Here is a 22,473-nt window from a genome sequence, read left to right on the forward strand (position 1 = left end):
CAGCCCGCCCCGCCGCTTCCCATCTGCTGTAATGTGAAACGCATTCACATCCCACCGGCCCGAAAGACGGGCCCCGCCTGCGAAGGAGTGCCTCGATGACCACGACCGACATGCCCCTGTCCCCCCGCGCCGGCCGGTCCGGGTTCAAGGACTGGCTCACCCGCAGCGAAGCCTGGCTCGACGCCCGCGGCAAACCCGCCTGGATCGCCGCCATGGTGCTGGGCTTCATCGCCTTCTGGCCGATCGGCCTCGCCCTTCTCGCCTACATGATCTGGAGCAAGCGCATGTTCACCAAATCCTGCCGCAACCGGTCCGCCCGCGTCTCGCCCTTCACGACGATGCGTTCCTCGGGCAACAGCGCCTTCGACGCCTACAAGAGCGAGACGCTGCGCCGGCTTGAAGAGGAGCAGCGCGCCTTCGAGAGCTTCCTCGAGCGGCTGCGCGAAGCCAAGGACAAGGCCGAGTTCGACCAGTTCATGGACGACCGCGCCGCCAAGGCCCGCGACGCCAAGAGCGCCGAGACCGAGGATGACAACGGCAAGGACGCCGCCTGATCCGTGATGCCGAACGCGGCCCCCTTTCACCGGGGGGCCGCGCCGCTTGCCCCGACCCCGCCTTGCATGAGAGGATCGCGACATGACCGTGACACCGACCTTCGCCGCCCGGCTGCGCGGCCTGCCCGACCCCGAGACCAGCCCCGACTGCTACGAGGGCGTCGCGCTCAAGCGCGGGATCGCCTGGCTCGTCGACGTCACCGTGATCGCGGTGATCTGCGCGCTTCTGGTGCCGCTGACCGCCTTCGTGGGGCTGTTCTTCTTTCCGATGATGATGATGGTGGTGGGCTTCTTCTACCGCGTCGCCACCATCGCCTCCGGCTCGGCCACATGGGGGATGCGGCTCATGGCGATCGAGCTGCGCGACGGCGAGGATCGCCCGCTCGATACCGGCCAGGCCCTCGCGCATACCGGCGCCTATGCCGTGTCGATGATGATCTTTCCGCTGCAGCTCGTCTCCATGGCGATGATGCTGCTGACCCCGCATGGCCAGGGTCTCGGCGACAGCATCCTCGCCACCACGGCGCTGCGCCGCCGCCGCTGAGCCGGCGGGCTTCGGGCCGGGCCTCGGGCAACCACGACCCCCGGCGGGCGGGCGATCTGCCCCCGGGGGACTTGGCAGCTGCCCGGTCCGGCGCTAGCTTTGCTCGGGACAAGGAGCCCGAGCCCTTTTTATGCGCCATACCCTGCCCCTCGCGCCGCAGTTCTACGTGACGGCCCCGCAGCCCTGTCCCTATCTGGCGGACAGGATGGAGCGGAAGCTGTTCACCGCCCTGCAGGGCGACCAGGCCGAAAGGCTCAACGACGCGCTCTCCAAGCAGGGCTTCCGCCGCAGCCAGAACGTGCTCTACCGCCCCTCCTGCGCCGAATGCACCGCCTGCCTCTCGGCCCGGATCGACGTGGCCCGCTTCGCCCCCTCGCGCAGCCAGAACCGGGTCCTGAAGCGCAACCGCGACCTCGCGCGCCGCGCCACGTCGCCCTGGGCCACCGAGGAGCAATACGCGCTGTTTCGCGATTATCTCGACAGCCGCCACGCCACCGGCGGCATGGCCGACATGGACATGTTCGAATTCGCCGCCATGGTCGAGGAGACGCCGGTGCGCTCGCGGCTGGTCGAATACACCGATCCCTCCGGCATCAACGACGCGCGCCACGGGCTGCGCGCGGTCTGCCTGACCGACATCCTCGATGACGGGCTGTCGATGGTCTATTCCTTCTTCGACCCGGCCGAGGAGCGCCGCTCGCTCGGCACCCATGTCATCCTCGACCATGTGCGCATCGCGCAGGAGATGGGGCTGCCTTACGTCTACTTGGGCTACTGGGTGCCCGGCAGCCCGAAGATGGATTACAAGGCGCGCTTTTCCGCGATCGAGCTCTATCGCGGCGGGCGCTGGCAGCCGATGGGCGACCGCGACGATTACTCGGCCGAGACGCACCCGCTCTCGGTCGCGCCGATCTCCGAGCAGGTGGCGCGCATCACCCTGCCCGACACCCGCGCCGTCACCAGCTAGGCCCGCTCGCCGTCGATCCTGAACCAGCGATAGCCATATTTCGGCAGCGCGATCTCCTCGCCCGGCGCGAGCGGCGCATGGGTGGCCTCGTCCGGCCCGCCCAAGAGCGCCACGAGATGATTGGCCCCGGCGATCTCGGGCGCGCAGGCGACCGGTTCGGCCGAAAGATTGTGCAGCGTCAGCACCCGCGCGCCCCGCCATGAGGAGACCAGCCCCAGCACCGAGGGCGGCAGCCCCTCGATCACCTCGCAATCGCCCCAGCCGATCTCGGGGCAGGCCCTTCGGCAGCGCACCAGCTGCTGCACGCGGGTGAGCAGGCTGTTCGGGCGGCCCCTTTGTGCGGCGACCGAGGTTTCGCGAAAGCCGAAAGGCCCCTCTTCCACCGGCGGACGCACCGGCTCGCAATCGGCGCGCGAGAACCCGCCGCGATGCTCGTCGGCCCATTGCATCGGCGTGCGCACCGCCGAACGCTCGGGCAATGACAGGTCCTCGCCCTGCCCGATCTCGTCGCCATACCACATCACCGGCGTCCCCGGCAGCGCGAAGAGAAGCGACTGCGCCAGCGCCACCCGGTCGGTATCGCCCAGCATCGGCGCGAGGCGGCGGCGCAGGCCCCGCTCGTAAAGCTGCATGTCCTCCTTCGGGCCAAAGGCCGCGAAGACCTCCTCGCGCTCGTTCTCGGGCAGCTTGTCGAGCGACAGCTCGTCGTGGTTGCGCAGGAAAGTCGCCCATTGCGCCTGGTGGGTCGCATCCCGGGGGCGCGAGCCCAGCGCCTCGACGATCGGCGCGGCCTGCTCCCGCGCCAGCGCGAGAAAGATCTTCTGGTTCAGCGGAAAGTCGAGAATGAGATGCATCCGCTCATCCGCGCCGAAATCGCGCCCGCCGAAGTAATCGGGCGCCTTCTCGCGCTCGATATTGGCCTCGGCCAGCATGATCGCCCCCGCCCGCCGCCATGACAGGAAATCGCGCATTTCCGACAAAAGCAGCAGCGGATCGCGGTCGGGCTCCTCGTCGAGCCCCTTGTACTCGATCAGGAAGGGCACCGCGTCGATCCGAAAGCCCCAGACGCCGAGTTCGAGCCAGTAGCCCATGATCTTGAGGATCTCCTCGCGCACCTCGGGGTTGGCGATGTTGAAATCGGCCTGATGGGCGTAGAAGCGGTGCATGTACCACGCGCCCGCCATCTCGTCCCATGTCCAGACCGCCTCCTGCACGCCGGGGAATATGACGCCCTTGGTGATGTCCTCGGGCTTTTCCTTCGACCAGACGAACCAGTCGCGCCAGGGGCTTTCGGGGTCCGAGCGGGCGCTCTGGAACCACGGGTGATCGGTCGAGCAGTGATTGACCACGAGATCGACGATCACCTTGAGCCCGCGATCGGCGGCGGCGCGGGCGAAGGAGACGAAATCGCCCGCATTGCCCAGGCGCGGGTCGATGCCGTAGAAATCGGTGATGTCATAGCCGTTGTCGCGGTTGGGCGTGGGGTAGAACGGGTTGAGCCAGACTGCCGTCGCCCCCAGCCCCTCGATATGGTCGAGCCGGTGGGTCAGCCCCTTGAAATCGCCCACCCCGTCGCCCGAGGCGTCCATGAAGGTCTCGACATCGAGACAGTAGATCACGGCGTTCTTGTACCACAAATCGAGCATGGGCGGTCTCCTTTGCCCCGCTCAGCTAGGCCGCAAAGCCGCGCGGACGAGCCGGCGCCGTGGCGCGCGGGCCGCAATATGCGGATCGGCAGGTTCCCGCGGGAACGGCCCCGGTGTTTTCACGTTGATGTGTCGAAAGACAAAAGCGGAGGCTCGCCATGGCGCATGCGAAGACCCCAGACGCCCATCCGGGCGACATCAACAAGCCGGGCTGGTTCGCCACCCTCAAGCGGGTCTATTCCGAGATCGGCGACGACCATGTCAGCCTGATCGCCGCCGGATGCGCCTTCTACGGCCTGCTTGCCATCTTTCCCGGCATCGTCGCGGCCATGGCCATCGCCGGGCTGTTCTTCGACCCCTCGACCGTGGTGAACCAGCTGCAGTCGCTTTCGGCCTTCCTGCCGCAGCAGGCTGCCGAGATCGTGCTCGGTCAGGCGCAGGAGGTCGCGGGCTCCGAACAGGGCGGGCTCGGCCTCGCCGCGGTCTTCGGCATCCTCGTGGCGATCTACTCGGCCTCCAAGGGCGTGCAGTCGCTGATGGAGGGGCTCAACGTCGCCTTCGAGGCCGAGGAGACGCGCGGCCTCATCGCCTTCAACGTCCAGAAGCTCCTGCTGACGCTGGGCATGATCCTGGGCTTCTTGCTCATCATCGCCGTTGCGGCGCTGCTGCCGGTCGTGCTCGGCATCCTGCCCCTGGGCCAGACGACCGAGCTGATCATCAACATCGTGCGCTGGCCCATCCTTCTGGTCTTCGTGGCGCTGGGCCTTGCCATCCTCTACCGCTACGGCCCCGACCGGGGCGACAAGAAATGGCGCTGGATCACGCCGGGTGCGGGGCTGGCCTGCCTGTTGTGGCTTGTGGGCTCGGTGGCTTTCGCCTTCTATGTGCGCAACTTCGGCGGCTACAACGAGACCTTCGGCGCGCTGGGCGGGGTGATCGTGCTTCTGATGTGGCTGTGGCTCTCGGCCTTCATCGTGCTGATGGGCGCGGAGTTCGACAGCGAGATGGAGCGGCAGGCCAAGCACGACCCGCAGCCCGAAGACGCCAAGGACGACCCGCTGATGGACGATGCCAAATCCGAAGCCGGCAAGCCCGTCGCGCAGTGATCCTTCGCGGATCGGCCCCGCGCGGGGCCGATCCTGATAACTTTGTTACCCTATATCGCGACCGCGCGACATTTTCTCCGCCGTTTGCGGTTGACGCTCCCGCCCGCCCGTGCATATCTGCGCGGGCGGAACGAAAGGACCGGGGAAGATGGATCTCCTTGTGGTAATCGGTGAGGATGGGCGCGTGGGCCGGTGACGGCAGGGACCATGACGGTCGACCATGCGCCCCCGGATCACCGGGGGCTTTTTTGTACGCAAGGCGCGGCAGACAGACAGGACACGGGCACGATGACAGGGCAGACGGAGCAAACGGGCGGGCAGATGACCGGTGCGAAGATGGTCGTCCAGGCACTGAGGGATCAGGGCGTCGACACGGTGTTCGGCTATCCCGGCGGCGCGGTGCTGCCGATCTATGACGAGCTGTTCCAGCAAAACGACATCCGCCACGTGCTGGTGCGCCACGAACAGGGCGCGATCCACGCCGCCGAGGGCTATGCCCGCTCGACCGGCAAGCCCGGCGTCGCCATCGTCACCTCCGGCCCCGGCGCGACCAACGCCGTCACCGGCCTGACCGATGCGCTGCTGGATTCGATCCCGATCGTCGTGCTGTCGGGCCAGGTGCCGACCTTCATGATCGGCTCCGACGCGTTTCAGGAGGCCGACACCGTCGGCATCACCCGCCCCTGCACCAAGCATAACTGGCTGGTCAAGGAGACCGACAGGCTCGGCTCCACCCTGCACGAGGCCTTTCACGTCGCGACCCAAGGCCGCCCCGGCCCGGTGCTCGTCGACATCCCGAAAGACGTGCAGTTCGCCACCGGCAGCTATGGCGGCAAGGAAACCCGCTCGACCCGCTACGCCCCCCCCGTGAAGGGCGACGCGGCGGCGATCGAGGCGCTGGCCCGCGCGATGGAGACGGCCAGGCGCCCGATCTTCTACACCGGCGGCGGCGTCATCAATTCCGGCCCCGAGGCCAGCAAGCTGCTGCGCGATCTGGTCGAGGCCACGGGCTTTCCGATCACCTCGACCCTGATGGGCCTCGGCGCCTATCCCGCGAGCGGCGAGCAATGGCTCGGCATGCTCGGCATGCACGGGCTCTATGAAGCCAACATGGCGATGCATGGCTGCGACCTGATGATCTGCATCGGCGCGCGCTTCGACGACCGGATCACCGGCCGGATCGACGCCTTCTCGCCCAACTCGACCCGCGCGCATATCGACATCGACCCTTCCTCGCTCAACAAGGTGATCCGCACCGACATCCCGATCATCGGCGACGTGGCAGAGGTGCTCAAGGAGCTGCTCGGGGCCTGGTCGGCGCGCGGCCGCAAGACCGACCGCGAGGGGCTGGCGCAGTGGCAGGCGCAGATCAACGAATGGCGCGCCAAGGATTGCCTCGCCTTCCGCAACTCCGACAAGGTGATCAAGCCGCAATACGCGCTGCAAAGGCTCGAGGCGCTGACCAAGGACCGCGACCGCTACATCACCACCGAGGTGGGCCAGCACCAGATGTGGGCGGCGCAATACTTGGGCTTCGAAGCGCCCAACCGCTGGATGACCTCGGGCGGCCTCGGCACCATGGGCTACGGCTTTCCGGCGTCGGTCGGCGTGCAGATGGCGCATCCCGACAGCCTCGTGATCAATGTCGCGGGCGAGGCGTCGTGGCTGATGAACATGCAGGAGATGGGGACGGCGGTGCAGTACCGCCTGCCCGTGAAGCAGTTCATCCTCAACAACGAGCGTCTCGGCATGGTGCGCCAGTGGCAGGAGCTCCTGCATGGCGAGCGTTATTCACAGAGCTGGTCCGAGGCGCTGCCCGATTTCGTCAAGCTCGCGGAGGCCTTCGGCGCCAAGGGGATCATCTGTAAGGACCCGGCCGATCTCGACGACGCGATCATGGAGATGCTCGACCATGACGGACCCGTCATCTTCGATTGCCTCGTCGAGAAGCACGAGAACTGCTTTCCGATGATCCCGAGCGGAAAGGCCCATAACGAGATGCTGATGGGCGAGGTTTCGACCGCCCATGCCATCGAGGCCGGCGGCGCGGTGCTGGTGTGAACAGATCTCTTCGAAGAGATCTGCAAGACATTTCGAAATGTCTCGGGCCCCGCCGCCAGGGCAGGCCCGAGGAAAGGACGACCCCATGCTGAACATCAAGGCCGGCTCGACCAGCCACTCCGCCTACAACCTCCGCTCCGTCTATTCCGACGTGGAGGAGCGCCACACCCTCGCCGTCATCGTCGAGAACGAACCCGGCGTGCTGGCCCGCGTCATCGGCCTCTTTTCGGGGCGCGGCTACAACATCGAAAGCCTCACCGTGGCCGAGATCGACCACACCGGGCACATGTCGCGCATCACCCTCGTCACCTCGGGCACGCCGCAGGTGATCGAGCAGATCAAGGCGCAGCTCGGCCGCATCGTGCCGGTCCACGAGGTGCATGACCTCACCGTCGAGGGCGCCACGGTCGAGCGCGAGCTGGCGCTGTTCAAGGTGCGCGGCGAGGGCGAGCACCGGGTCGAGGCGCTGCGGCTGGCCGACATCTTCCGCGCCAACGTGGTCGATTCGACGCTCGAAAGCTTCGTCTTCGAGATCACCGGCACGCCGGAGAAGATCGACGCCTTCGCCGATCTGATGCGCCCCCTCGGGCTGATCGAGCTGGCGCGCACCGGCGTGGCGGCGCTGTCGCGCGGGCCGGATTCGCGGGTCTGACCGCTCCTGCCGCACTGACGCCGCGCGGGGCTTGCGCCCGCGCGGCCTTCCTGCCTTCCTGTGGCTTCTGAAGAGGAGAGCAGGCCATGAGCGCGCAGAAGATCATCATCGACACCGACCCCGGACAGGACGACGCCGTCGCCATCCTCTTGGCGCTGGCCTCGCCCGAGCTGGAGGTGCTGGGCCTCACCGCCGTGGCGGGCAACGTGCCGCTCGACCTCACCCAGCGCAACGCGCGCCAGATCGTCGAGCTGGCGGGCCGCGACACGCCCGTCTTCGCCGGCTGCGACGCGCCGCTTGCGCGCCCGCTCGTCACCGCCGAGCATGTCCATGGCAAGACCGGGCTCGACGGCATCGCCCTGCCCGACCCGACCCTGCCCTTGCAGGAGAGCCACGGCGTCGATTTCATCATCGAAACCTTGCGCCGCGAGCCCGCCGGTACCGTCACCCTCTGCCCGCTCGGCCCGCTGACCAACATCGCGACAGCCTTCGAGCGCGCGCCCGACATCGTCGAAAAGGTGCAGCGCATCGTGCTGATGGGCGGCGGCTTCTTCGAGGGCGGCAACATCACCCCCGCGGCCGAGTTCAACATCTATGTCGACCCCGAGGCCGCGAAAGCGGTCTTTGCCTGCGGCCGCCCGATCACCGTGCTGCCGCTCGACGCGACCCACAAGGCGCTGACCTCCAAGGCCTGGATCGCCGAGATGCGCTCCATGGGCCGGATCGGCGAGGTGGTGGCCAGCTGGACCGATTTCTTCGAGCGCTTCGACACCGAGAAATACGGCTCCGAGGGCGCGCCGCTGCACGATCCTTGCGTCATCGCATGGCTCCTGCGCCCCGATCTCTTCTCGGGCCGCGAGATCAATGTCGAGATCGAGACGCAATCCGAGCTGACGCTGGGCATGACCGTGGCCGACTGGTGGGGCGTCACCGACCGCGCGCCCAACGCGCTCTTCATCGGCGAGGTGGACCGCGACGGCTTCTTTTCGCTGCTGAGCGAGCGGATCGGCCAACTCTGAGCGGCCCCGCACGCGAGGGAAGGCGAAATTCGTCGCCGCGCCGCTTGGCTTGCGCGCCGCGCGGCATAGGTTGCACGCAATGACCTTGTCCCTTCCCTTCGACAACAGCTATGCCCGCCTGCCCGACCGTCTGTTCACTCGGCAGGCGCCGGTGCCGGTCGCCCGGCCCGGCTGGATCGCGTTCAACGAGGGCCTCGCCCGCGAACTCGGCCTCGACGCCGAGGCGCTGCGCTCGGACGCGGCGCTCGGCATGTTCGCGGGCAACGCCCTGCCCGAGGGCGCCGAGCCGATCGCGCAGCTCTATGCCGGACACCAGTTCGGCAGCTGGAATCCGCAGCTCGGCGACGGGCGGCAGATCCTTCTGGGCGAGGTGGTGGGCAAGGACGGGCTGCGCCGCGACATCGCGCTCAAGGGCTCGGGGCGCACGCCCTATTCCCGCATGGGCGACGGGCGCGCCTGGCTCGGCCCGGTGATCCGCGAATACATCATGAGCGAGGCGATGCACGCCATGGGCGTGCCGACCACCCGCGCGCTCGCCGCCGTCACCACCGGCGAAGAGGTGATCCGCGAGACCGCCCTGCCCGGCGCGATCCTGACCCGCGTCGCCCAAAGCCATATCCGCGTCGGCACATTCCAGGTGCTCGCCGCGCGCGAGGATCACGAAGGCCTGCGCGCGCTGGCCGATTACACCATGGCGCGGCATTACCCCGAGGCCGCGTCGGTGCCCGAGATGCTGGCGCAGATGGTGGCGCGGCAGGCCGACCTCATCGCGCAGTGGATGAGCCTCGGCTTCATCCACGGGGTGATGAACACCGACAACGTCTCCATCGCCGGCGAGACGATAGATTACGGCCCCTGCGCCTTCATGGACGACTACCACCCGGCCCGCGTCTTCTCCTCGATCGACGCGCATGGCCGCTACGCCTATGGCAATCAGCCGCAGGTGGCCTTGTGGAACATCGCGCAATTCGCCACCGCGCTGGTCCCCTTGATGCCCGACCAGCAAAGGGCGGTCGATGACTTCACCGCGATCATCAACCGCTTTGCCGATCTCTACCAGGAAGCCTGGCTCGCGCGCTTCGGCGCCAAGCTGGGGCTGGCCGATCCCGCGCCCGAGGATCGCGCGCTGATCGAGGGGCTGCTCACCGCGATGACCCGCGACGGCACCGATTTCACCAATGGCTTTCGCGCCCTGGCCGAAGACGCGCCCGAGCGGACGGGGGCCGATGCGGGCTGGATCGCCGATTGGCGCGCGCGGGGCCCGAAGCCGGACATCGCCCGCGCGGCGAACCCGGTCGTGGTGCCGCGCCTGCACCGGATCGAGGCGGTGATCGCCGCCGCCGTGGCGGGCGATCTCGCGCCGTTCCACGAAATGCTCGGCGTCGTGACCCGGCCCTTCGACCCCGATCCCGCGCATCTCGCCCCCTATGCGGCGCCGCCCGAAAGCGACGAGAAAGTCGACAAGACCTATTGCGGCACGTAAAAGCGTCCGAAGCTTCGATCCTAGCCGCGATGGGCCGTCAGAGACATGCAATGAGACCGACAGAAGGCGAGCCGGTGAGAGACCACTTCGATCACACGAGCGAACAGCGCGCGGACGCCATCCGGTCGCTCGGCATCATGGACAGCGAGGACGAGGCCGATTTCGACGAGATCACCTCCTACGCCGCCGAGATCTGCGATGCGCCGATCTCGCTGGTCACGCTGGTCAGCACCGATCGCCAATGGGCCAAATCGGCCTTCGGCACCCAGCAGCGCGACTATTCGATGGACGAGTCGATCTGCTCGCATGGCCTGTCCGGCCCCGATTTCCTCGAAATCGAGGACACCGCCACCGATCCGCGCACCCGCGATAACCCGCTCGTCACCGGCGCGGACGCGATCCGCTACTATGGCGGCGCGATCCTCAAGCTGGGCGGCACCACGCCGATCGGTGCCTTGTGCATCCTCGACCGCAGGCCGCGCCGCCTGCCCGATGAGACCAAGCGCCTGCTGGTCATCCTCGCCAAGCAGGTGACCCGCCGGATGGAGCTGCGCCGCGCGCTCGCGACGCAGGAGACCCTCGCCAGCGAAGTCGATCACCGGGTCAAGAATTCGCTGCAGATGGTGACCGCGCTGGTGCGGATCCAGCGGGCGCAGGCGCGCAGCACCGAGACGCGCGAGGCGCTTGGCGAGACGATCGACCGGCTTTCGGCCATCGCCCTGCTGCATGCCGAGCTGCACAAGGTCTCGGCCCGCAACGAGATCGCGCTGCACCAGTTTTTGCCCGACATCATCCGCCATCTCGAACCGACCCTGCCGCCGCATGTGACGATCGAGCACAGCCTCGTGCCGATGCTGGTGCGCTCGGAGATCGCGACCTCGCTGGCGCTTCTGGTCAACGAGGCGGTGACCAATGCCGCCAAGCACGCCTTCCCCGATGGCCGCGCCGGCCGGATCGAGGTGACGCTCGAGGCGAAAGGCCAGCTCGGCCGCCTTGCGATCATCGATGATGGCATGGGCCATGCGGGCCTGGGCACCGAGGATACGGCCAGCGAAAGCACGGGGAGCGCGCTTCTGATGGCCGATCCGGCCGGCGGCGGCGGGCTGGGGCGGCAGATCATCGACGCCTCGGTGGCGCGGATCAATGGCGAGATCAGCCGCAGCAGCGGCGCCGGCGGCACGCTGATCGAGGTGCGCTTTCCCGCGCCGCGCCTCGTGCCCCACGGCTGAGGGGGGCGGTGGCGGCGCGGCCCGCCGGGGGCCGCGCCGATCTGCGTCACTCGGTGACGCGCACTTCGCGCATGACGTCGGGCGCCTCGCCGACGGCGCCGTTCGGCCCCTGCCCGCGCTTGATCGCGTCGAGCACGTCGAGCCCTTCGGTCACCTCGCCCACGACCGTGTACTGGCCGTTGAGGAAATCGCCCGGTGCGAACATGATGAAGAACTGGCTGTTGGCCGAGTTCGGGTCCTGGCTGCGGGCCATGCCGACGGTGCCGCGCTCGAAGGGCAGGTCCGAGAATTCCTGCGCCAGATCGTCGCGCTCGGAGCCGCCCATGCCGGCCATCGACATGTCGCCGCCCTCGCGGCCGAACTCCACGTCGCCGGTCTGCGCCATGAAGCCGTCGATCACGCGGTGGAACACCACGCCGTCATAGGCGCCTTCGGCGGCCAGCGCGGTGATCTGCTCGACATGGGCGGGCGCCACATCCTCGAACAGGTCGATCGCGATCGTGCCCTCGGCCTCGCCCACCACGTCGATCTCGATGCCGGTGGCGGCGGCGGGCGTGGCGGCCAGCGCCATCAGGAAAGCAAGCTTACGCATCGGCGGCCACCTTGACGCTGATCATCCGGTCGGGGTTGGCGGGCGGCTCGCCCTTGGTGATGGCGTCGACATGCTCCATCCCCTCGATCACGCGGCCATAGACCGTGTATTGCTTGTTGAGGAAGTGATTGTCGCCGAAATTGATGAAGAACTGGCTGTTGGCCGAGTTCGGATTGGCCGAGCGCGCCGCGCCCAGCGTGCCGCGGTCATGCGGCACGTTCGAGAATTCGGCCGGAAGGTCGGGCTTGTCCGAGCCGCCGGTGCCGGCGCGGCGCGGGTTGTAGTCCTTTTCCATGTTGGCGTGCTCGACATCGCCGGTCTGCGCCATGAAGCCGTCGATCACCCGGTGGAAGGCGACGTTGTCATAGGCGCCGGCGCGGGCCAGCTCCTTCATCCGCTCGACATGCTTGGGTGCGACGTCGGGGAGAAGCTCGATCGTCACCGGCCCGTCCTTGAGCTCGATGATGATGGTGTTCTCGGGGTCCTTGATCTCGGCCATTGCCGGTCCTCCTTCTGCATTGCCCCCGACATAAGGCCAGCCCGCGCGTAAGCCAATGGCCCCGCGACATGCGCCAATGGCTTGAGGGCCACGGCCCCGGGCGCTACCTATCTGCCAACACGAAACGGAAAGGACGGCTCATGGGCTGGAAGACGATCGACGAGTTGGACCTCGCGGGCAAGCGGGTCCTCGTGAGGGTGGACGTGAACGTGCCCATCGAGGCGGGCCGCGTCACCGACGCGACCCGGATCGAGCGCATCCTGCCCACCGTGACCGACATCGCCGAAAAGGGCGGCCGGGTGATCCTGCTTGCGCATTTCGACCGGCCCAAGGGCAAGGTCGTGCCCGAGATGTCGCTGAAACAGATCCTGCCCGCGCTGGAGGACAAGCTCGGCCGCCGCGTCGCCTTTGCCGAGGATTGCGTGGGCGAGACGGCGCAGAAGGCCGTGGACGCGCTGGGCGATGGCGAGGTGCTGCTTCTGGAAAACACCCGCTTTCACGCGGGCGAAGAGGCCAATGACCCCGATTTCGCCGAAAAGCTCGCGCATCTGGGCGACGCCTACGTCAACGACGCCTTCTCGGCCGCGCACCGCGCGCATGCCTCGACCGAGGCGCTGGCCCGGCTCCTGCCCGCCGCCGCGGGCCGGCTGATGGCCGAGGAGCTTTCCGCGCTCGAGCGTGCGCTGGGCTCGCCCGACCGGCCCGTGGTCGCCGTGGTCGGCGGGGCCAAGGTCTCGACCAAGCTCGACCTTCTGTCGAACCTCGTCGAAAAGGTCGACACGCTGGTGATCGGCGGCGGCATGGCCAACACCTTCCTCGCGGCCCAGGGGCTCGATGTCGGCAAGTCGCTCTGCGAGCATGATCTCGCGGACACCGCGCGACAGATCGCGCAGAAGGCCGCCGACAAGGGCTGCACCATCCTGCTGCCGCGCGACGTCGTCGTGGCGCGCGAGTTCAAGGCCGGTGCGGAGAGCGAAGTCGTGAAGGCCGAGGACACGCCCGCCGACGCGATGATCCTCGATGCCGGGCCCGACAGCGTCGCGCATGTCGAGATGGCGCTCGAAAACGCGAAGACGCTGGTCTGGAACGGCCCCCTGGGCGCCTTCGAGATCGAGCCCTTCGACCGCGGCACCGTGACGGCGGCGAAAAAGGCCGCAAAGCTGACGCAGGCGGGCAAGCTCGTCTCCGTGGCGGGCGGCGGCGACACCGTGGCCGCGCTCAACGCCGCGGGCGTGGCGAATGATTTTTCCTATGTATCCACCGCAGGAGGGGCTTTCTTGGAATGGATGGAAGGCAAGGTGCTGCCGGGCGTGAAGGCGCTGGGCGCATGAGCGGCAACACGCAGATCCGCAAGGGCCATGGCGACCTCGTGCCGCAAAGCCGCGGCTGGACGCTGATCACCGGGGCCTCCTCGGGCTTGGGCGCCGAATTCGCCCGCATCGCCGCGCGCGGCGGCCGCCGGCTGATCCTGTCGGCCCGCTCCGAGGACAGGCTCGAAAAGCTCGCTTCCGAGCTGCGCGAGCGGGTCGAGGTGGTGGTGATCCCCGCCGATCTCGCCCGCCCCGGCGCGGCCGAGAGGCTCTGGCGCGAGGCCTCGGAGGGCCGCCGCATCGAGATCCTCGTCAACAATGCAGGGCTCGGTCTCAATCGCCGCTTCGGCGATGGCGGCGTCGAGGAGGCCGAGAAGCTGGTCGCGGTCAACGTCTCGGCGGCGACCGTTCTGATGCAGGCCGCGGTCGGCCACATGCGCCGCGAGGGCGCGGGCCACATCCTCAACGTGGCCTCGGTCGCGGCCTTCGTGCCCGGCCCCGGCATGGCGGTCTACCACGCGACCAAGGCTTACCTCCTGTCGCTTTCGGACGCGGTCACCGCCGAGCTTCAGGCCGAGGACAGCGACGTGGCGATCACCGCGCTCTGCCCCGGCCCGGTCGAGACCGGCTTCTTCGACGCGGCGGGCATGTCCTCTGACGGCCCCTCGGGCCCGATGCGCCCGGCGCGCGCGCGCGACGTGGCGCAGGCGGGCTGGGAGGCGATGCTGGCGCGGCGCCAGACCGTCGTGCCGGGCGGCATGACGCGGCTTGCGGCCTTTGCGGGCCGGGTGCTGCCGCGCGGGCTGACCGCGCGCATCGCCGGTCGGGCCTATGGCAAGGCCTGATTTTCCAAGCCCCTGAGATCACGGGGCTTTGGTGGCGCTAACAGTGCCGCCCGGTGGCGCTAACAGGATTGTGAGCCGCCGGGCGGGGACTTAGGTTTGCCGCAACGCAAACCGAAAGGCTTCCCATGCAGACCACCGACACCGTCCGCGACATCCTTCGCAACTACGAGGGCGAGACCCCCGGCGTGAAGGCGAACCTCGCCCGGATGCTGATGGCCGGCAAGCTGGGCGGCACCGGCAAGATGATCATCCTGCCGGTCGATCAGGGCTTCGAGCACGGCCCCGCCCGCAGCTTCGCGCCCAACCCCGAGGGCTACGATCCGCATTACCACTACCAGCTCGCCATCGACGCCGGGCTCAACGCCTATGCCGCCCCCTTGGGCATGATCGAGGCGGGCGCCGACACATTCGCCGGCCAGATCCCCACCATCCTGAAATGCAACAGCGCCAACTCGCTGATGTCGGGCACCGCCGGCAAGAACCAGGCCGTGACCGCAAGCGTCGACGACGCGCTGCGCCTTGGCTGCTCGGCCATCGGCTTCACGATCTATCCGGGCTCGGACTGCGCGCTCGACATGTTCGAGGAGATCGTCGAGATGCGCAAAGAGGCCGCCGCCAAGGGCGTGGCCACCGTGATCTGGTCCTATCCGCGCGGCGAGGCGCTCGACAAGGATGGCGAGACGGCGATCGACATCGCGGCCTATGCCGCACAGATCGCGGCGCTGATCGGCGCGCATGTCATCAAGATCAAGCTCTCGACCGACCACCTGTCGCTGCCCGAGGCCAGGAAGGTCTACGAGGCCGAGAAGATCGACATCTCGACCCAGGCCGCGCGGGTGCAGCATTGCGTGCAGTCGGCCTTTGGCGGGCGGCGCATCATGGTCTTCTCGGGCGGCGCCAAGAAGGGCGCGGATTCGGTCTATGACGACGCCCGCGCGATCCGCGATGGCGGCGGCAACGGCTCGATCATCGGCCGCAACTCCTTCCAGCGCCCGCGCGAAGAGGCGCTTGAAATGCTCGGCAAGCTGCAGGACATCTATCTCGGCAAGGGCTGAGCCCGGCCCGGTTCGCCCCGCGCGGCAAACCGGCCACGCTCTTCGGCGACAAGACGCCGCGGCGGCGGAAACAGGATGTTTCCGCCGCCTTTTCATGCCATGCTCGATCCAGCCGCCCGACCCAAGAGGCGGCATACGAGGCACGAGTGATGTTGAAACGCACCCCTTCTCTGGGCCCCGCCCTCTACCTGGTCGGCATGTTGCTGATCGGTCTCTACTTCACCTTCGCCGCCGTGCAGGGCGATTACGGCGTGTTCCGCCGGGCCGAGGTTGAGGCGGAGGCGCGCGGCCTGGAGAAGGAGCTCGCCGGCCTGCGCGAGGAAGTGGCGCGGATGGAGAATCTCACCCGCCGCCTGTCCGACAAATACCTCGATCTCGACCTGCTCGACGCCCGCGCGCGCGAAGTGCTCGGCATGATCCGCGCCGACGAGATCGTCATTCGCTGACCCGGCGTCACCCAAAGCACCTTTTTTCAAGGCGCCGCGTTCCTTTTCCGGGAGCGCGGCGCTCTGCATTCGGCATGTCGAGATTGTCCTGTTGCATCCCGCCCAACTTCTGTAAGAGATAGTTCAAGGCTAAACTATCCGTCACAGCGCGAAGGGAGACGCCATGGCGACCCGGAAGACCTCCGACACAGGCCCAGCCAAGGGTTCCAATCCTGCCCCCAAGGGCTCCAACATTCCTGCCGATGAGCTGAAGCACTACTACCGCGAGATGCTGCTGATCCGCCGCTTCGAGGAGAAGGCCGGCCAGCTTTACGGCATGGGCCTGATCGGCGGCTTCTGCCACCTCTATATCGGCCAGGAGGCCGTGGTGGTCGGGCTCGAGGCAGCGGCGGACGAGGGCGACAAGCGCGTCACCTCCTACCGCGATCACGGCCACATGCTGGCCTGCGGCATGGACCCCAAGGGCGTCATGGCCGAGCTGACGGGCCGCGATGGCGGCTATTCGAAGGGCAAGGGCGGGAGCATGCACATGTTCTCGAAGGAAAAGCACTTCTATGGCGGCCACGGCATCGTCGGCGCGCAGGTGCCGATCGGCGCCGGTCTCGCCTTCGCCGACAAGTACAACGGCACCGACCGCGTCACCTTCACCTATTTCGGCGACGGCGCCGCCAACCAGGGCCAGGTCTACGAGACCTACAACATGGCCCAGCTGTGGGACCTGCCGGTCGTCTTCGTGATCGAGAACAACCAGTACGCCATGGGCACCAGCGTCCAGCGTTCGACCAAGAGCCCCTCCCTGTGGGAGCGCGGTGCCGCCTACGGCATCAAGGGTGAAGAGGTCGACGGCATGGACGTGCTGGCGGTCAAGGAAGCGGGCGAGCGCGCGGTGGCGCACTGCCGCGAGGGCAAGGGCCCCTACATCCTCGAGATCAAGACCTACCGCTACCGCGGCCACTCCATGTCCGACCCCGCGAAATACCGCTCGCGCGAGGAAGTGCAGAAGATGCGCGAGGAGCGCGACCCGATCGAGCAGATCCGGCAGGTGCTGCTCTCGGGCCAGCACGCGACCGAGGAGGATCTCAAGGCGATCGACAAGGAAATCAAGGAGATCGTCAACGAGTCCGCCGAGTTCTCCAAGGAGAGCCCCGAGCCCGCGCTCGATGAGCTCTGGACCGACATCTACGCTAAAGAAGCCCCGCAGGAGGCCTGATCCATGGCGACCGAAATTCTGATGCCCGCCCTCTCGCCGACCATGGAGGAAGGCACGCTCGCCCGCTGGCTCGTCAAGGAGGGCGACACCGTCTCCTCCGGCGACATCCTGGCCGAGATCGAAACCGACAAGGCCACGATGGAGTTCGAGGCCGTCGACGAAGGCACCGTCGGAAAGATCCTCATCGAGGAAGGCTCCGAGGGCGTGAAGGTCAACACGCCGATCGCGGTGCTCCTGGAGGAAGGCGAGGACGCCTCCGCCATCGACAGCGCCGGTGACAACTCGGGCGATGAGGCCAAGACGGAAGTGAAGGAAGAGACCAAGGCCGAGGAGAAGGACACCGTCCCCTCCGACACGCCCGCCGCCTCCTCCCCCGCCGCCGCGGCCCCGAAGCCGCCGCGCACGCCGGACTGGCCCGAGGGCACCGAGACCAAGACCACGACCGTCCGCGAAGCGCTGCGCGACGCCATGGCCGAGGAGATGCGCCGCGAGGACAACGTCTTCCTGATGGGCGAAGAGGTCGGCGAGTACCAGGGCGCCTACAAGATCAGCCAGGGTCTTCTGGACGAGTTCGGGCCCAAGCGCGTGGTCGACACGCCGATCACCGAGCACGGCTTTGCCGGCATCGCGGTCGGCGCGGCCTTTGGCGGGCTGCGCCCGATCGTCGAGTTCATGACCTTCAACTTCGCTCTGCAGGCGATGGACCAGATCATCAACTCCGCCGCCAAGACGCTCTACATGTCCGGCGGCCAGATGGGCGCGCCGATGGTGTTCCGCGGCCCCAACGGCGCCGCCGCCCGCGTCGGCGCGCAGCACTCCCAGGACTTCGCCGCCTGGTTCATGCAGATCCCCGGCCTCAAGGTCGTGATGCCCTACTCCGCCGCCGACGCGAAGGGCCTGATGAAATCCGCGATCCGCGACCCCAACCCGGTGATCTTCCTCGAAAACGAGATCCTCTATGGCCGCTCCTTCGAGGTGCCGGTGATGGATGATTTCACCATCCCGCTCGGCAAGGCCAAGATCGCCCGCGAAGGCACCGACGTCACCATCGTCTCCTTCGGCATCGGCATGACCTATGCGCTCGAAGCGGCGGAAAAGCTCGCCCAGGACGGGATCGAGGCCGAGGTGATCGACCTGCGCACGATCCGCCCCATGGACACCGACGCGATCATCGAGAGCGTCAAGAAGACCAACCGCTGCGTCACCGTGGAAGAGGGTTGGCCGCAGGGCTCCGTCGGCGGCTACATCTCGAACGTGCTGATGCAGGAGGCCTTCGATCATCTCGACGCGCCGGTCATCAACTGCACGGGCAAGGACGTGCCGATGCCCTATGCCGCCAATCTCGAGAAGCACGCGCTGGTCACGACCGACGAGGTCGTCGAGGCGGTGCGCAAAGTGACCTACAAGTAAGGGGCGCGAGACATGCCAACGGAAATCCTGATGCCCGCGCTGTCGCCGACCATGGAGGAAGGCACGCTCGCGAAATGGCTGGTCAAGGAGGGCGACACCGTCTCCTCCGGCGACCTGATCGCCGAGATCGAGACCGACAAGGCGACGATGGAGTTCGAGGCCGTCGACGAGGGCGTCGTCGGCAAGATCCTGGTCGAGGAAGGCTCGGAAGGGGTGAAGGTCAACACCCCCATCGCCGTGCTGCTCGAAGAGGGCGAAAGCGCGGACGACATCGATGCCTCGACCGAGCCCAAGGACCGCGACGCCGACAGCCATGCCGAGCCCGCGACGCCGACATCCGAAACCTCGCCCGCCAAGGGCTATGGCGATGATGGCGGCGCGGCGCAGCAGAAATCCTCGGGCGACGGCGAAGCCGCCGCTTCGGGGGATGACAAGGCCGCCTCCGGCGGCCCTGCACCGAAATCCGAGGATGGCGGCCGCATCTTCGCCTCGCCTCTGGCGCGGCGGATCGCCAAGGACCGCGGTCTCGACCTGAGCGAGATCGAGGGCTCCGGCCCCAATGGCCGCATCGTCAAGGCCGATGTCGAGAACGCCCAGCCCGGCCAGAAGCCGCAGGCCGCATCCTCGACCGAAAAGGCCGCGCAGGAGCCGAAGGCCGAAGCCGGAAAGGCCCCCATGGCCGAGCCCGCCGCCCCCGGCGTGCAGGCGGATGCGATCCGCAAGATGTATGCCGACCGGGAGTTCGAGGAGATCAAGCTCGACGGCATGCGCCGCACCATCGCGGCCCGCCTGACCGAGGCCAAGCAGACCATCCCGCATTTCTACCTGCGCCGCGACATCAAGCTCGACGCGCTGCTGAAATTCCGCTCGCAGCTGAACAAGCAGCTCGAAGGGCGCGGCGTGAAGCTCTCGGTCAACGACTTCATCATCAAGGCCTCGGCCTTGGCGCTGCAATCGGTGCCCGACGCCAACGCCGTCTGGGCCGGTGACCGCGTGCTGAAGCTCAAGCCCTCGGACGTGGCCGTCGCCGTCGCCATCGAGGGCGGGCTCTTCACCCCCGTCCTGCGCGACGCCGAGGCCCGCACCCTCAGCTCGCTTTCGGCGCAGATGAAGGACCTCGCCAAGCGCGCGCGCGAGCGTAAGCTCGCCCCGCACGAATACCAGGGCGGCAGCTTCGCGATCTCCAATCTCGGCATGTTCGGCATCGACAATTTCGACGCCGTCATCAACCCGCCGCATGGCGCGATCCTCGCGGTCGGCGCGGGCGTGAAGAAGCCGGTGGTGAACGACGAGGGCGAGATCGAGGTGGCCACGGTCATGTCGGTGACGCTCTCGGTCGATCACCGGGTGATCGACGGCGCGCTGGGGGCCGAGCTGCTCAAGCACATCGCCGAGGCGCTGGAAAACCCGATGGTGATGCTGGCCTGACCGGCCATATCATCGCCGCGATGCCGCAGGGGCCGCGTTCCGCAAGGAGCGCGGCCCCTGCGCCGTTTGGCCCGCTCTGCCCTCGGGCACCCACGGGCCGCTTGCCCCGGCGGGAACCCGCTCCACGACCTTGCGTTGAGCTGAAGCAATCGTGAGGGAACCCAATGACCTATCGTGACCGGCAGCCCGGCCTCGGACTGACCCTGCTCGCCGCCATCGTCGCCAGCGTGGCGGCGCTGATCGCCTATTTCTGGGATGAGAGCGGCGTGGCCCGGACCACCGGCGCGGCGCTGGCGCTGTTCGGCTGCGTCGCGGTTGCGGTGGCCTCCGGGCTCGTCCTGTTCAAATGGATGCCCCATTGGCTCAACCTCACCTTGAAATGGCTCTGCCTGATCGGATCGGCGCTGACCGCGCTCGCGGCCTATTTCCTGCATCAGGAGGTGATGATGTGGGCGATGATCCTCGCCACCATCGGCGCGATCTGGAACCTCGCCTCGCGCAAGGGCCATGCGCGCCGCAGCTCGACGATCGCGCTGGCGCTGCTCACCCTGCCGCTGCTGCCCGCGCCCGACGCCCATGCGCAGGACTGGCCCGGCTTTCACGGCGACCTTCAGGCCCGCAAATACAGCCCCCTGACCGAGATCACCGCCGCCAATGTCGAATATCTGGAGCCGGTCTGGGAAATCGAGACCGGCGACGTCTCCGACGGCTCGGGCGAGCTGCCGCAGACGGTCTGGTCGGCCACGCCGGTCTATGCCAACGAGACGCTCTATGTCGGCACGCCCTTCTACCGCATCCTCGCGCTCGATCCCGCCACAGGCGAAGAGCGCTGGTCCTATGACAGCCAGGCCCGGCTCGAGGCGCTGACCCAGCCCGCGCTGAAGAACCGCGGCGTCACCTACTGGGAAGAGCCGGGCGCGACCGGCGCCTGCGCGCGCCGCGTCTATATCGGCACGATGGACGCCAAGCTGCACAGCGTCGATGCCGATACCGGCCGGCCTTGCGAGGATTTCGGGCAAGGCGGCGTGCTCGACGTCAACCAGTGGAACGACACCAATGACCGCTGGCCGCTGTCGCTTCTGCAGCCGCCCGTGGCGCATGAAAGCCGCCTCTTCATCGGCTGGGCCGGCAAGGACTGGGAAAGCGCGCAGGCCCCTCCGGGCACCGTCTTCGCCGTGGATGCGAAAACCGGCGAGCTCGACTGGACCGTGAACTTCATCCCCAAGGAGCTGTGGGACCGCACCGGCACCGCCAATGTCTGGACCCACATGACCGTCGATCCAGAGCGCGACATCATCTACATGCCGGTCTCCTCGCCCTCGCCCAACTACTACGGCGGCAACCGCACCGAGGAGCTGCCGCTCGCCACCTCCGTGACGGCGGTCGACACCAATTCGGGCGAGATCATCTGGTCGCGCCAGCTCGTCCATCACGACATCTGGGATTACGACACCGGCGCCGCGCCGACGCTTGTCGATATCGAGCGGAACGGCGAGACCATCCCCGCGCTGATCCAGACCTCCAAGCAGGGCATGCTCTACGTGCTGAACCGCGAGACGGGAGAGCCGGTCTTCGGCATGGAGGAGCGCCCCGTCCCCGCCTCCGACCTGCCGGGCGAGGTGGCCGCACCGACCCAGCCCTTCTACGACATCCCCCAGCCCACCAACACCTCCGACACTTGGCCGGGCATCTGGTGGCTCGCCGATCTCACCAGCTTCGGCCATTGCTCGCGCATGCTCGAAGAGCTGCGCTACGAGGGGCTGTTCACGCCGCCCACCGCCGAAGGCGAGGGCACGCTGATGTATCCCGGCACGGCGGGCGGCATGCAGTGGGGCGGCGGCGCGCTCGACCCGACCACCAACACCTTCTACGTCAACACCCAGAAGATCGCGCAGATTCTCAAGATGATCCCGCGCGAGGAATACGAGGAGGTCGCGGGCGAGAGCGGCGCCGAGCAGGGCTACTACCCGCAAGAGGGCGTGCCCTACGGCTTCAAGCTGGTGAACTTCACCACGCCCCTCGGCCTGCCCTGCTGGAAGCCGCCCTATGGCACCATCCTCGCCTATGATCTCGACACCGGCGAGCAGCTGTGGGAGCGGCCCTTCGGCCAGACCCAGCAATGGGGCTTCTACGCGCCCGAAAGCTGGGGCAGCCCGACGCTGGGCGGCCCGGCGGTCACCGCCGGCGGCGTGATCTTCATCGGCGCCTCGATGGACGCGCATGTCCGCGCGCTCGACGCGGCCTCGGGCGAGGAGCTGTGGAAATGGCGGGTCGAGGCCCCGGCGGTGGCGATCCCGGCGGTCTACGAGCATGAGGGGCGGCAATATGTGAGCTTCGTCGCGGGCGGCAACCCGATCCTGAAGCCGCAGGTCGGCGATCAGCTGATCACCTTCGCCCTGCCCGAAAGCTTCGACTGA

Annotated in this window: 20 protein-coding genes; 17 read left to right on the forward strand and 3 right to left on the reverse strand. The window is 67.7% G+C overall.

What is annotated here, in order from left to right; genetic code table 11:
- The first annotated feature begins 95 nt into the window (after positions 1-95).
- The 3 genes from CJ301_RS14700 to CJ301_RS14710 all read left to right on the forward strand — a co-directional run bounded on the left by CJ301_RS14700 (position 96) and on the right by CJ301_RS14710 (position 2,065).
- Positions 96-554, forward strand: a complete 459-nt coding sequence (locus tag CJ301_RS14700) for a DUF2852 domain-containing protein (protein WP_099278137.1) — start codon at positions 96-98, stop codon at positions 552-554.
- Positions 555-636: 82 nt separating this feature from the next.
- A complete protein-coding gene (locus tag CJ301_RS14705) occupies positions 637-1,098 on the forward strand; it encodes an RDD family protein (protein ID WP_099278138.1) in 462 nt (153 codons plus the stop codon).
- A 130-nt stretch (positions 1,099-1,228) separates the two neighbouring features.
- A complete protein-coding gene (locus tag CJ301_RS14710; protein ID WP_099278139.1) occupies positions 1,229-2,065 on the forward strand; it encodes an arginyltransferase in 837 nt (278 codons plus the stop codon).
- On the opposite strand, the gene CJ301_RS14715 is transcribed toward CJ301_RS14710, so the two are convergent.
- Positions 2,062-3,711 (reverse strand): alpha-amylase family protein, encoded by a 1,650-nt coding sequence (locus CJ301_RS14715; protein WP_099278140.1) that lies wholly within the window; start codon positions 3,709-3,711, stop codon positions 2,062-2,064. The genes CJ301_RS14710 and CJ301_RS14715 overlap by 4 nt on opposite strands.
- A 158-nt stretch (positions 3,712-3,869) precedes the next feature.
- Here CJ301_RS14715 and CJ301_RS14720 point away from each other — a divergent pair, with 158 nt between their 5' ends.
- From CJ301_RS14720 to CJ301_RS14745, 6 genes are all read left to right on the forward strand, one after another.
- Positions 3,870-4,817 (forward strand): YihY/virulence factor BrkB family protein, encoded by a 948-nt coding sequence (locus CJ301_RS14720; RefSeq protein WP_099278141.1) that lies wholly within the window; start codon positions 3,870-3,872, stop codon positions 4,815-4,817.
- A 288-nt stretch (positions 4,818-5,105) separates the two neighbouring features.
- Positions 5,106-6,878, forward strand: a complete 1,773-nt coding sequence (locus CJ301_RS14725; RefSeq protein ID WP_099278142.1) for an acetolactate synthase 3 large subunit — start codon at positions 5,106-5,108, stop codon at positions 6,876-6,878.
- Positions 6,879-6,963: 85 nt separating this feature from the next.
- Positions 6,964-7,530: an acetolactate synthase small subunit gene (gene ilvN, locus CJ301_RS14730; RefSeq protein ID WP_099278143.1), complete on the forward strand. Its 567-nt coding sequence runs from the start codon at positions 6,964-6,966 to the stop codon at positions 7,528-7,530.
- A gap of 86 nt (positions 7,531-7,616) precedes the next feature.
- Entirely contained in the window at positions 7,617-8,549 is a 933-nt protein-coding gene (locus CJ301_RS14735; RefSeq protein WP_099278144.1) for a nucleoside hydrolase, read from the forward strand.
- Between the two features lie 79 nt (positions 8,550-8,628).
- Entirely contained in the window at positions 8,629-10,032 is a 1,404-nt protein-coding gene (locus CJ301_RS14740) for a protein adenylyltransferase SelO (RefSeq protein WP_099278145.1), read from the forward strand.
- A 50-nt stretch (positions 10,033-10,082) separates the two neighbouring features.
- Positions 10,083-11,261: a sensor histidine kinase gene (locus CJ301_RS14745; protein WP_162620552.1), complete on the forward strand. Its 1,179-nt coding sequence runs from the start codon at positions 10,083-10,085 to the stop codon at positions 11,259-11,261.
- A gap of 46 nt (positions 11,262-11,307) precedes the next feature.
- Here CJ301_RS14745 and CJ301_RS14750 read toward each other — a convergent pair whose 3' ends face one another.
- Both CJ301_RS14750 and CJ301_RS14755 read right to left on the reverse strand, forming a co-directional pair.
- Entirely contained in the window at positions 11,308-11,853 is a 546-nt protein-coding gene (locus CJ301_RS14750; protein ID WP_099278147.1) for a peptidylprolyl isomerase, read from the reverse strand.
- Positions 11,846-12,352: a peptidylprolyl isomerase gene (locus tag CJ301_RS14755; protein WP_099278148.1), complete on the reverse strand. Its 507-nt coding sequence runs from the start codon at positions 12,350-12,352 to the stop codon at positions 11,846-11,848. The genes CJ301_RS14750 and CJ301_RS14755 overlap by 8 nt, the downstream gene beginning before the upstream one ends.
- 140 nt (positions 12,353-12,492) lie before the next feature.
- Here CJ301_RS14755 and CJ301_RS14760 point away from each other — a divergent pair, with 140 nt between their 5' ends.
- From CJ301_RS14760 to CJ301_RS14795, 8 genes are all read left to right on the forward strand, one after another.
- A complete protein-coding gene (locus CJ301_RS14760; protein ID WP_099278149.1) occupies positions 12,493-13,683 on the forward strand; it encodes a phosphoglycerate kinase in 1,191 nt (396 codons plus the stop codon).
- Positions 13,680-14,507: an SDR family NAD(P)-dependent oxidoreductase gene (locus CJ301_RS14765; RefSeq protein ID WP_162620553.1), complete on the forward strand. Its 828-nt coding sequence runs from the start codon at positions 13,680-13,682 to the stop codon at positions 14,505-14,507. Before CJ301_RS14760 ends, CJ301_RS14765 begins: the two co-directional genes overlap by 4 nt.
- Positions 14,508-14,632: 125 nt before the next feature.
- Positions 14,633-15,562 (forward strand): class I fructose-bisphosphate aldolase, encoded by a 930-nt coding sequence (locus CJ301_RS14770; protein WP_099278151.1) that lies wholly within the window; start codon positions 14,633-14,635, stop codon positions 15,560-15,562.
- A 149-nt stretch (positions 15,563-15,711) separates the two neighbouring features.
- Complete coding sequence (locus tag CJ301_RS14775) at positions 15,712-16,008, forward strand: FtsB family cell division protein (protein ID WP_099278152.1); 297 nt, start codon at positions 15,712-15,714, stop codon at positions 16,006-16,008.
- 163 nt (positions 16,009-16,171) lie between these two features.
- Positions 16,172-17,218 carry a pyruvate dehydrogenase (acetyl-transferring) E1 component subunit alpha gene (gene pdhA, locus CJ301_RS14780; protein ID WP_254050174.1) on the forward strand — a complete coding sequence of 349 codons (1,047 nt, stop codon included), beginning with the start codon at positions 16,172-16,174 and terminating at the stop codon, positions 17,216-17,218.
- Between the two features lie 3 nt (positions 17,219-17,221).
- A complete protein-coding gene (locus CJ301_RS14785; RefSeq protein WP_099278153.1) occupies positions 17,222-18,628 on the forward strand; it encodes a pyruvate dehydrogenase complex E1 component subunit beta in 1,407 nt (468 codons plus the stop codon).
- 12 nt (positions 18,629-18,640) lie between these two features.
- Complete coding sequence (locus CJ301_RS14790) at positions 18,641-20,056, forward strand: pyruvate dehydrogenase complex dihydrolipoamide acetyltransferase (RefSeq protein WP_099278154.1); 1,416 nt, start codon at positions 18,641-18,643, stop codon at positions 20,054-20,056.
- Between the two features lie 164 nt (positions 20,057-20,220).
- Positions 20,221-22,473 carry a pyrroloquinoline quinone-dependent dehydrogenase gene (locus CJ301_RS14795; protein WP_099278155.1) on the forward strand — a complete coding sequence of 751 codons (2,253 nt, stop codon included), beginning with the start codon at positions 20,221-20,223 and terminating at the stop codon, positions 22,471-22,473.

Source organism: Limimaricola cinnabarinus (assembly GCF_002723615.1).
GTDB lineage: Bacteria > Pseudomonadota > Alphaproteobacteria > Rhodobacterales > Rhodobacteraceae > Limimaricola > Limimaricola cinnabarinus_B.

Excerpts from the sequence above, each read along its gene's own strand:
- CJ301_RS14700 (WP_099278137.1), top strand. The coding sequence starts at position 96 with ATGACCACGACCGACATGCCCCTGTCCCCCCGCGCCGGCCGGTCCGGG.
- CJ301_RS14705 (WP_099278138.1), top strand. The coding sequence starts at position 637 with ATGACCGTGACACCGACCTTCGCCGCCCGGCTGCGCGGCCTGCCCGAC.
- CJ301_RS14710 (WP_099278139.1), top strand. The coding sequence starts at position 1,229 with ATGCGCCATACCCTGCCCCTCGCGCCGCAGTTCTACGTGACGGCCCCG.
- CJ301_RS14715 (WP_099278140.1), bottom strand. The coding sequence starts at position 3,711 with ATGCTCGATTTGTGGTACAAGAACGCCGTGATCTACTGTCTCGATGTC.
- CJ301_RS14720 (WP_099278141.1), top strand. The coding sequence starts at position 3,870 with ATGGCGCATGCGAAGACCCCAGACGCCCATCCGGGCGACATCAACAAG.
- CJ301_RS14725 (WP_099278142.1), top strand. The coding sequence starts at position 5,106 with ATGACAGGGCAGACGGAGCAAACGGGCGGGCAGATGACCGGTGCGAAG.
- ilvN (WP_099278143.1), top strand. The coding sequence starts at position 6,964 with ATGCTGAACATCAAGGCCGGCTCGACCAGCCACTCCGCCTACAACCTC.
- CJ301_RS14735 (WP_099278144.1), top strand. The coding sequence starts at position 7,617 with ATGAGCGCGCAGAAGATCATCATCGACACCGACCCCGGACAGGACGAC.
- CJ301_RS14740 (WP_099278145.1), top strand. The coding sequence starts at position 8,629 with ATGACCTTGTCCCTTCCCTTCGACAACAGCTATGCCCGCCTGCCCGAC.
- CJ301_RS14745 (WP_162620552.1), top strand. The coding sequence starts at position 10,083 with ATGAGACCGACAGAAGGCGAGCCGGTGAGAGACCACTTCGATCACACG.
- CJ301_RS14750 (WP_099278147.1), bottom strand. The coding sequence starts at position 11,853 with ATGCGTAAGCTTGCTTTCCTGATGGCGCTGGCCGCCACGCCCGCCGCC.
- CJ301_RS14755 (WP_099278148.1), bottom strand. The coding sequence starts at position 12,352 with ATGGCCGAGATCAAGGACCCCGAGAACACCATCATCATCGAGCTCAAG.
- CJ301_RS14760 (WP_099278149.1), top strand. The coding sequence starts at position 12,493 with ATGGGCTGGAAGACGATCGACGAGTTGGACCTCGCGGGCAAGCGGGTC.
- CJ301_RS14765 (WP_162620553.1), top strand. The coding sequence starts at position 13,680 with ATGAGCGGCAACACGCAGATCCGCAAGGGCCATGGCGACCTCGTGCCG.
- CJ301_RS14770 (WP_099278151.1), top strand. The coding sequence starts at position 14,633 with ATGCAGACCACCGACACCGTCCGCGACATCCTTCGCAACTACGAGGGC.
- CJ301_RS14775 (WP_099278152.1), top strand. The coding sequence starts at position 15,712 with ATGTTGAAACGCACCCCTTCTCTGGGCCCCGCCCTCTACCTGGTCGGC.
- pdhA (WP_254050174.1), top strand. The coding sequence starts at position 16,172 with ATGGCGACCCGGAAGACCTCCGACACAGGCCCAGCCAAGGGTTCCAAT.
- CJ301_RS14785 (WP_099278153.1), top strand. The coding sequence starts at position 17,222 with ATGGCGACCGAAATTCTGATGCCCGCCCTCTCGCCGACCATGGAGGAA.
- CJ301_RS14790 (WP_099278154.1), top strand. The coding sequence starts at position 18,641 with ATGCCAACGGAAATCCTGATGCCCGCGCTGTCGCCGACCATGGAGGAA.
- CJ301_RS14795 (WP_099278155.1), top strand. The coding sequence starts at position 20,221 with ATGACCTATCGTGACCGGCAGCCCGGCCTCGGACTGACCCTGCTCGCC.